This window comes from Alkalibacillus haloalkaliphilus C5 (genome assembly GCF_000269905.1).
Classification (GTDB): Bacteria; Bacillota; Bacilli; order Bacillales; family Alkalibacillaceae; genus Alkalibacillus; species Alkalibacillus haloalkaliphilus_A.
Window position 1 is genome coordinate 1 of sequence record NZ_AKIF01000122.1, and the last position, 8,871, is coordinate 8,871.

General features: G+C 39.0%; 10 protein-coding genes, 1 pseudogene and 1 riboswitch. All 11 genes and pseudogenes read right to left on the reverse strand.

The window, feature by feature from the left end; translation table 11 throughout:
• Positions 1 to 577, reverse strand: a 577-nt coding sequence (locus A194_RS18345) for an AIR synthase related protein (RefSeq protein WP_040402827.1), incomplete at its 3' end; no start/stop codon positions are given.
• Positions 561 to 1,253 (reverse strand): phosphoribosylformylglycinamidine synthase subunit PurQ, encoded by a 693-nt coding sequence (gene purQ / locus A194_RS0112000; protein ID WP_017187076.1) that lies wholly within the window; start codon positions 1,251 to 1,253, stop codon positions 561 to 563. The genes purQ and A194_RS18345, both read right to left, overlap by 17 nt.
• A complete protein-coding gene (gene purS / locus A194_RS0112005; protein WP_017187077.1) occupies positions 1,240 to 1,500 on the reverse strand; it encodes a phosphoribosylformylglycinamidine synthase subunit PurS in 261 nt (86 codons plus the stop codon). Before purS ends, purQ begins: the two co-directional genes overlap by 14 nt.
• 15 nt (positions 1,501 to 1,515) lie before the next feature.
• Positions 1,516 to 2,238 (reverse strand): phosphoribosylaminoimidazolesuccinocarboxamide synthase, encoded by a 723-nt coding sequence (gene purC / locus A194_RS0112010; RefSeq protein ID WP_017187078.1) that lies wholly within the window; start codon positions 2,236 to 2,238, stop codon positions 1,516 to 1,518.
• 27 nt (positions 2,239 to 2,265) lie between these two features.
• On the reverse strand, positions 2,266 to 3,561 hold the full coding sequence (gene purB, locus A194_RS0112015) for an adenylosuccinate lyase (RefSeq protein WP_017187079.1): 1,296 nt from the start codon (positions 3,559 to 3,561) through the stop codon (positions 2,266 to 2,268).
• A pseudogene (gene purK, locus A194_RS18350) lies at positions 3,539 to 4,599 on the reverse strand (5-(carboxyamino)imidazole ribonucleotide synthase). Before purK ends, purB begins: the two are co-directional and overlap by 23 nt.
• A 74-nt stretch (positions 4,600 to 4,673) precedes the next feature.
• Positions 4,674 to 5,174, reverse strand: a complete 501-nt coding sequence (gene purE / locus A194_RS0112025) for a 5-(carboxyamino)imidazole ribonucleotide mutase (protein ID WP_017187080.1) — start codon at positions 5,172 to 5,174, stop codon at positions 4,674 to 4,676.
• 97 nt (positions 5,175 to 5,271) lie between these two features.
• Positions 5,272 to 5,373: riboswitch (purine riboswitch) on the reverse strand.
• Between the two features lie 101 nt (positions 5,374 to 5,474).
• Entirely contained in the window at positions 5,475 to 6,215 is a 741-nt protein-coding gene (gene truA / locus A194_RS0112030) for a tRNA pseudouridine(38-40) synthase TruA (protein ID WP_017187081.1), read from the reverse strand.
• A gap of 11 nt (positions 6,216 to 6,226) precedes the next feature.
• A complete protein-coding gene (locus A194_RS0112035) occupies positions 6,227 to 7,024 on the reverse strand; it encodes an energy-coupling factor transporter transmembrane component T family protein (protein WP_017187082.1) in 798 nt (265 codons plus the stop codon).
• Positions 7,021 to 7,887, reverse strand: a complete 867-nt coding sequence (locus tag A194_RS0112040; protein ID WP_017187083.1) for an energy-coupling factor transporter ATPase — start codon at positions 7,885 to 7,887, stop codon at positions 7,021 to 7,023. Before A194_RS0112040 ends, A194_RS0112035 begins: the two co-directional genes overlap by 4 nt.
• Positions 7,863 to 8,699: an energy-coupling factor transporter ATPase gene (locus A194_RS0112045; RefSeq protein ID WP_192808115.1), complete on the reverse strand. Its 837-nt coding sequence runs from the start codon at positions 8,697 to 8,699 to the stop codon at positions 7,863 to 7,865. Before A194_RS0112045 ends, A194_RS0112040 begins: the two co-directional genes overlap by 25 nt.
• Positions 8,700 to 8,871 lie beyond the last annotated feature (172 nt).

Below are 8,871 nucleotides of genomic sequence, written 5' to 3' on the forward strand. Positions count from 1 at the left end.
ATCCAACACACATCGCATTAACGAGTGGATTTCCTTTATAACAATCATCAAACTGGATTTCACCACCAACTGTTGGAACACCGACACAATTGCCATAGCCAGCAATACCAGCCACAACTTCTTCAAACAAATACTTCGTGCGAGGCTGATCAAGTTCACCGAAACGAAGTGAGTTTAATAAAGCTACTGGACGCGCTCCCATCGAAAAAACATCACGAATAATTCCACCAACACCCGTTGCAGCACCTTGGTATGGTTCAATCGCAGACGGGTGATTGTGACTTTCAATTTTAAAAACAGCCGCTTGCCCATCCCCGATATCAACAACACCAGCCCCTTCACCAGGACCTTGTAAAACGTAGCGCCCTGTAGTTGGGAATTTCTTTAACAGTGGACGAGACTTTTTATAACTACAATGCTCACTCCACATAACTGAAAAAATGCCTGTTTCTGTGTAGTTCGGTAAACGCCCTAAAATACGTTCAACAAGCTTAAACTCTTCATCTGTTAATCCCATCTCACGATATAGCTTCTTTTCTTTAACCTCTTCTGTATTTGGCTCAAGAAGTAATGGCATGGTGTTCCCTCCAATTCGCTAACACTGACTGAAATAATTTCAATCCATCATCGCTACCTAGTAACTCATCAACCGCTCGTTCTGGGTGTGGCATCATCCCCAACACGTTACCTCGTTCGTTAACAATTCCAGCAATATCACTTACTGATCCGTTTGGGTTGTTAACATATCTAAAAACAATTTGATTGTTCTGTTCAAGGTCTTTTAATGTCTCTTCATCACACTCGTAATTGCCTTCAGCATGAGCGATCGGTACATTGATTTTTTCATGTAGAAAGTAGTTTGTTGTAAAGATTGATTTGTTGTTTTCAACCGTTAACTCAACAGGACGACAAATAAACTTGAGCGCCTCATTCCGCTTCATAGCTCCTGGTAGCAATCCTGCTTCTAGTAAAACTTGAAAACCATTGCAGATTCCTAATACAGGCTTACCAGACTCCGCAAATTGTTTAACCGACTCCATCACGTTAGAAAAACTTGCGATTGCCCCTGATCGTAAGTAATCACCATACGAAAAACCACCTGGTAGTAAAACGGCATCATAGTTTTCTAGATTAGTTTCTGTATGAAAGACGTAATCAACTTCTTCTCCTAGCCCTGATTCAATGGCATGAAACAGATCCATATCGCAGTTAGAACCTGGAAACACTATGACAGCAACTTCATGGCGTGACAACCTCCTCTGTTTCATAACGGTAATCTTCAATAACTGGGTTAGATAAAAGTTGCTCACACATGTACGTTACTTGTTCATCAACTGAATGAGTTTCTTCTGGTTCAAGGTGAAACTCCATATACTTACCAACACGCATACCTTCTACGTTGTTAACATCCATTGCTTCTAGCGCCTGTTCAATTGCTTTACCTTGAGGATCAAGAACTCCTGCTTTCAACGTTACGTATACTTTTACTTTGATCACCATTCAGCACCCCTTATTTTAGTCAGTTACAACCGCGCCTTTTAAGCGCTTTAAGATCGTTTCATAAGCTTGATCAATTTGCCCGATTCCTTCTCGAAAAACGTCTTTATCTAGCTTTTCATTCGTATGAATATCCCAAAGTCGACACGTATCTGGGGATATTTCGTCTGATAAAATTAACTCACCTTTTTCGTCAAACCCAAACTCTAGTTTAAAATCGACTAGCTTGACGTCACACACTTTAAAATGGTCCGTTAAATAACCATTCACTCTTAGTGCCATTTCTTTCATTTCATTTAATTGATTCATAGATACTAAGTGTAAAAGTTGAATGTGATCTTCATTAATTAAAGGATCACCTAAATCATCGTCTTTGTAGTAATACTCAACGATTGTTTTGTTTAAAGGCACCCCTTCTTCTAAGCCGACCCTTCTTGCTAAACTGCCTGCTGCAACATTGCGAACGACTACTTCAATTGGAATGATCGATGTCTTTTTAACGAGCTGTTCTGTTTCAGATAGGCGTTTAACGAAATGGTTTGCAATGCCTGCTGTTGAAAGTTGGTGAAATAAAATGGATGATATTTCGTTGTTTAAGCGCCCTTTGCCTTTTGCTCGTTCTTTTTTCTCTCCGTTAAAAGCTGTTAAAGCGTCTTTATATTGAACCCAAAGGATGTTTGGGTCTGTCGTTTCATATAATTGCTTCGCTTTCCCTTCGTACAACAATACTTGCTTTTCCAAAGAGATGCCTCCTTATGTTCAATTCGTTTAGTTAAGTCCTAAACGTTCAAAAATCATATCAACATTTTTTAAATGATACGTTGAATCAAAACACGCTTCTAAGTCTTCTTCGGTAATTGAGTTTGTAATTTCGTCCGTTGAGCGAATAAGGTTCGGGAACGAAACACCTTCTTCCCAAGCTTGCATCGCTAACGGCTGCACGAGATCATAAGCTCGCTCACGTGAGAAACCTTGATCAATTAACGTAAGTAACACGCGCTGTGAGTAGATTAAGCCGTATGTACGGTCCATATTAGCTTTCATATTGTCCTCAAACACGGTTAACTTCTCAACGATACCTGAAAAACGACTAAGCATATAATCTAACGCAATCGTAGCGTCTGGAATAATGACACGTTCAGCCGATGAATGTGAAATATCACGTTCATGCCATAATGCGACATTTTCGTACGCGGTCATCATATATCCACGAATTACACGTGCCATACCGGTCATATTCTCTGAACCAATTGGATTACGTTTATGAGGCATAGCAGATGAACCTTTTTGACCTTTTGCGAAAAACTCTTCAACTTCACGCGTTTCACTTTTTTGTAGACCGCGGATTTCAACGGACATTTTTTCAATAGATGATGCGATTAACGCTAACGTTGACATGTAATCAGCGTGACGGTCTCGTTGAAGCGTTTGTGTTGAAATTGGTGATGGTGTTAAGCCAAGATTTTCACAAACATATTTCTCAACGAACGGGTCGATATTGGCATATGTCCCAACAGCACCTGATAATTTTCCTACTTCTATCCCTTTAGCTGCCGCATCAAAACGTTCAATGTTGCGCTTCATTTCTTCATACCATAGCGCAAGCTTCAATCCGAAAGTTGTCGGCTCAGCATGAACACCGTGCGTACGTCCCATCATAATCGTATATTTTTGTTCTTCAGCTTTTGCTTTAATGACAGATAAAAAACGTTCTAAGTCTTTACGAATAATATCGTTTGACTGTTTAATTAAGTACGATAAGGCTGTATCAACGACATCTGTCGACGTTAAGCCGTAATGCACCCACTTCTTTTCATCGCCTAACGTTTCTGACACTGCTCGCGTAAACGCAACGACATCATGGCGTGTTTCTTGTTCAATTTCATGAATGCGATTCACATCAAAAGACGCCTTCTCACGGATCTTTTGAACATCCTCTTTCGGAATATCACCTAATTCAGCCCAAGCTTCACAAGCTAGAATTTCAACTTCTAGCCATGCTTGAAACCTGTTTTCTTCTGTCCAAATATTGCCCATTTCTTCACGTGTATAACGCTCGATCATGTTGTTCCCTCCAAATGTTTAATTGTTTGATCTGTTTTAACATATCATTAACATCGTTTCCGACAAAGTTTATATGACCCATTTTTCGATTTTGTTTAGCTTCGGCTTTTCCATACAAGTGAAGTTTAGCGTGTGGTAACTTTATAACATGTTGATTGATCGCTTCTAAATGTTGACCTAATACATTAGTCATGACGACAGGATTCATAAGCTTTCCATTACCTAACGTCCAACCACAAATCGCCCTTACATGTTGTTCAAATTGTGACGTGATACAAGCATCCATCGTATAATGTCCTGAATTGTGTGGCCTTGGAGCTACTTCATTAACATAGATCGTGTCATCTTGACCTAAAAATAGTTCAACACCTAAAGCACCAATGACACCAAGCGTTTCAGCTACATCAACGGCAACTTCTTTTGCTTGTTTTTCTACTTGTTCAGACACTCGCGCTGGCACGATTGACTGATGCAAAATATGATTAACATGAACATTTTCTGAAACTGGGTAAGTCATGACTTCGCCTGTCGTACCTCTAACAACCATGACTGATAACTCTTGTTTGAAATTAATTTTATCTTCTAATATGCAAGGACCTTGTTCTAATAACTGGCTTGCTTCATTTAGGTCGTCATTAGATTCGATAACGACTTGACCTTTACCGTCATAACCGAATCGTCTCGTCTTAAGAATCGCCGGAATCCCAATTTGGTTGGTAGCTTCAAGTAAGTCACTATTAGTATCAACCAATTTATAAGAAGCAACTCTCGCTCCACTTTTTTCTATCGCTTCCTTTTCAAAAGCGCGGTCTTGTGTCGTTTGAATCAATTGACTTCCTTGTGGTAGGTACGCTTCTTGCTCTAAATATTCCAGCACCTTCACATCGACGTTCTCAAACTCGTATGTAATGACATCAGCAACATCTCTTAATTGTTTAGCCGCTTCTAAACTTGAATACGGAGCAATTATTTGTTCATCTGCTACTTGCGCAGTCGGTGAGTTAGGCGTAGGATCTAAAACGGCGGTTTTAAAGCCATTGCCTTTGCTGATAAAGCCATCATTTGTCCAAGTTGCCCTCCACCAATAATCCCAATGGTTGATCCTGGTCTGATTAAACGTTCCATGACTGAAGCTCCTCATTACTGTTCTCCACTTGATCTTTCATTGTTTCACGATACTTTTTAAGTTTTTCATAGATTGATGAGTCAAATGCTGCTAACTGTTGAGCTGCTAATAAGCCAGCGTTTTTCGCTCCAGCTTTACCGATCGCCACAGTCGCTACTGGTACACCTGCTGGCATTTGCACGATGGATAACAATGAGTCCAAGCCGTTTAAAGTTTTCGATTGAACAGGTACACCAATTACCGGTAATACCGTTTTAGCAGCGACCATTCCTGGTAAGTGAGCGGCACCACCTGCACCTGCTATAATGACTTTTAACCCTTGTTCGTAAGCTTGATCTGCATATGTAAACATTTTCTCAGGCGTACGATGAGCAGATACGACTTCTTTATCATACGGAATCTCTAATTCTTCTAACACCTCACACGTATACTTCATCGTTTCCCAATCTGATGTACTTCCCATAATGACACCTACAACTGCTTTCATCTAGTTCATCCTCCCCTTGAGAAAAATAAATGCAGACTACTCTCCCATATGAGGAAAGCAATCTGCATAAACGTTCAAAAACTATATACTACACCCTTGTAGCCAGATTACTCCCCATAGTCCAGTCGTTTACGGCAACCGGGTAGAGACTTTTGGGCCATATTCCCAATATTATATGAGGGTATGTAGTTATTAAATTTCGTATTTACATATACATTATAACATGGTTCACGTAACAATCAATGGCATTTTCTTTAAAAACCGAAAAAAATGTATGTTTTAATACTTAATGTTCGGTTTTTAGTAAATGACTTTCCATAAACATAACCCGTGACTAGGTGCTGTTAAACCGAGCACTTGGCGATTTAACGTTTCTAACGCTTGTATAATACATGTTTCATCTTTTTTCCCTAACCCAATCTCAACTAACGTGCCAACGATAATACGCACCATGTGAGTTAAAAAACCGTTTCCTCGCACTTCAAATATAATACGTCCATTTCCCTCTTCCCATATATCAATTGACTTAATTGTCCGCGTTTTATCGCCTTTTACGTTTGATTTAGAAGCAGAAAAAGCTGTAAAGTCATGTGTGCCTTCTATTAATTTTGCCGCTGATCTCATTTCCTCTATGCTAAGCGGCTTAATAACATGCCATTCATACAACCTTTTAAACACATCAAATTCTCGTTGATTAATGATTTGGTATCGATAGACTTTCTCTCTTGCACTTTTTCGAGCATGAAACGATTCATCTACTTTTTCAACATGCATAATTTTCACATCACTTGGAAGCAAAGTTTGTAACGCATTATGCCATGCCGAACAGTCCAAAGTCATCGGTGAATTTAAATGAAGGACTTGGTCATTAGCATGAACACCTGAATCCGTGCGACCAGATGAATACACTTTCATTTCTTGTCGGTGCATCTTCGATAAGGCTCGTTCAACAACTAGTTGAACCGTGCGTTGATTATGTTGTACTTGATACCCTGCAAAATTCGTTCCATCATATGCTATATGAAGTTTTATTCGTTCCATGATTCTACTCCTTACACTCTAATCATATAAAAGCTTACAAGAAAAGCAACTAAACTTATAATGACAATATAATCAATTTTACTAAACGATAATTGGCGTAGTTTCGTCCGGCCTTCTTCCCCTTGATAACCTCGTGCTTCCATTGCTAAAGCTAAGTCTTCTGCTCGTTTAAATGAGCTGATGAGTAATGGGATGAGTAGCGGTAACAACGCTTTAAAACGGTCTTTAAGTTTACCTTTTGTATAATCTAATCCCCGAGCTGCTTGCGCTTTTGAGATTTTGTCCATTTCTTGCATAAAGGTTGGTATGAACCTTAGCGAGATCGACATCATTAAGGCTATTTCATGAACAGGAAATCGCACCTTCTTTAACGGTTTTAATAGCGCCTCTACCGCATCTGTAACAGCAATAGGTGTTGTTGATAACGTTAATAGCGTGGCTAATACGATTAATAAAAAGAATCGCGTAGCTATACTAGCACCTTGATACACGCCCTGCTCATACACGTTTATTCCTAAAAAGCTAACTAAAACGCTTCCTCCACTATTAAAAAAGAAGTGAAACATAAAAGTAATAATGATAATCCACCAAACTGGCTTCAACCCTTTATAAATATATGAAACAGGTATACGAGATAATCCCACACTCGCAAAGACAAAAAAGTATAAAGACACATAACTCCAAACGTTGTTCGCCATAAAAACCGCAATCACAAAGATAAAAATGATGATTAATTTTAGCCTTGGGTCGATTTTATGGACGACGGATTCTCCTGGCACATATTGACCAATTATTAAAGATTGATTCAAGACGTCGCACCACCCTTTAAATGCTTAACTAACGTGCGACTAATCGTTTGTTCATTTATTTCATCTTCTTCCCACAACACTCCAAGACGAGTCTTCATATACTCAACAAACTCTACAGGCTCAGGCACATCAAGCCCTATTGCCTTTAAACGGTCACGCTCATATATCAATTCACCTGGGCTTTTGACACATTCAACTGTCCCTTGGTTTAAAACGATGACCTTCTCAGCGTATCTCATAGCATCACCCATATTATGTGTTACTAAAACAACGGTATGTTGCTTATTTTCATGTAAGGACTGAAATAGCTGCATCATCTTTGTTTGACCGAGCGGGTCTAACCCAGCTGTTGGTTCATCTAAGACTAGGACTTGAGGCTTGGCCAATAACATACTAGCTAGCGCAACTCGTTTCATTTGGCCACCACTTAATTCAAAGGGAGACCGATTAAGAACTGACTCTTCTAGCCCTACTTCTTGTAACGATTCATTTAATTCTGTTTCAACTTGGTTTAAATCGAAACTAAAGTTTTTAGGGCCAAAGAGTAGCTCTTTTTTCACTGTTTCTTCAAACAATTGATGCTCTGGGTGTTGAAATAAAAGACCCACTCTTTGTCTAATACTTTTTATTTGTTCATGATGTGCTCCAGGTAATTCAACATTACCCAAAACTAAACGACCACTTGTTGGCTGTAATAACGCGTTCAAATGTTGCAACAAAGTCGACTTACCTGAGCCAGTGTGACCAACGACCGCAATGAATGAACCTGATTTTATTTCTAAGGAAATGTCTTTCAATGCTTGGTGGCTAAAAGGTGTGTTCGGTTGATATGTATAATTTACGTTTTCAAATATAATGTCCATAGTTCGTCCACCAGTTCCTTAAAATGTATTGGCTCTTCTTTAATATGAAAAGACTCCCGTTTTAACGACTGATACACTTTCGTGACAAACGTTGGTTCTAAGCCGATTTCTTCCAACTTTTCACCGTATTGAAAGAGGTTACGTGGTGTGCCTTGAAACCATACTCTTCCATTATGTAGCGTAATGATGCGATCAGAGTAAGCCGCTTCATTTAAATCGTGTGTAATCGTAATGATCGTTAAGTTATATTGTTTATGTAAGTATTGCATCGTTTCGATTATCTCTTTTTTCCCTACTGGGTCTAACATAGATGTAGCTTCATCAAATACGATAATCTTTGGTCTCATCGCTAACACGCTAGCAATCGCAACTCGCTGCTTTTGCCCACCGGAGAGTCGAGTTGGTTCATGGTTTTTATACTCAAGCATACCGACTTGTTTTAAACTTTCATCAATTCTGTTGATCATTTCTTCACGAGGGACACCAATATTTTCTAAACCAAATGCTACGTCATCTAAAACAGTAGTACCGACAAACTGGTTTTCTGGATTTTGAAAGACCATTCCTACATGTCTACGAACTTGGTAAACTGTTTCATCAGTTATTTCAATATTGCCGATTATAACTCGGCCTTCTATTGGACGTAATAAGCCGTTAAGTAACTTTGCTGCTGTCGACTTACCTGAACCGTTCTGTCCGAGAATTGATACCCATTCACCTTTGCCAACACTTAAATTAATGCCATTAAGCACATAGGGTGAATTTGATTTATATTGAAAAGACACTTGATCGAACTGAATCAATAACAGCACCCCCAATAACTTTTTATCAATTGTATCATATAATTACAACTGTTGAATTAGAGTATAGTTGTCTTTAATCATGGTTTCTAAGTCAAATGTTTAGGCTTAGACAGACTGATTGTAAATACACAAAACTTGAATAAAATCACCTTTTGACTTCTTTCGGGTTTATCTTTTAGCT

Excerpts from the sequence above, each read along its gene's own strand:
- purB (WP_017187079.1), bottom strand. The coding sequence starts at position 3,561 with ATGATCGAGCGTTATACACGTGAAGAAATGGGCAATATTTGGACAGAA.
- purS (WP_017187077.1), bottom strand. The coding sequence starts at position 1,500 with ATGGTGATCAAAGTAAAAGTATACGTAACGTTGAAAGCAGGAGTTCTT.
- truA (WP_017187081.1), bottom strand. The coding sequence starts at position 6,215 with ATGGAACGAATAAAACTTCATATAGCATATGATGGAACGAATTTTGCA.
- A194_RS0112040 (WP_017187083.1), bottom strand. The coding sequence starts at position 7,887 with ATGGACATTATATTTGAAAACGTAAATTATACATATCAACCGAACACA.
- purE (WP_017187080.1), bottom strand. The coding sequence starts at position 5,174 with ATGAAAGCAGTTGTAGGTGTCATTATGGGAAGTACATCAGATTGGGAA.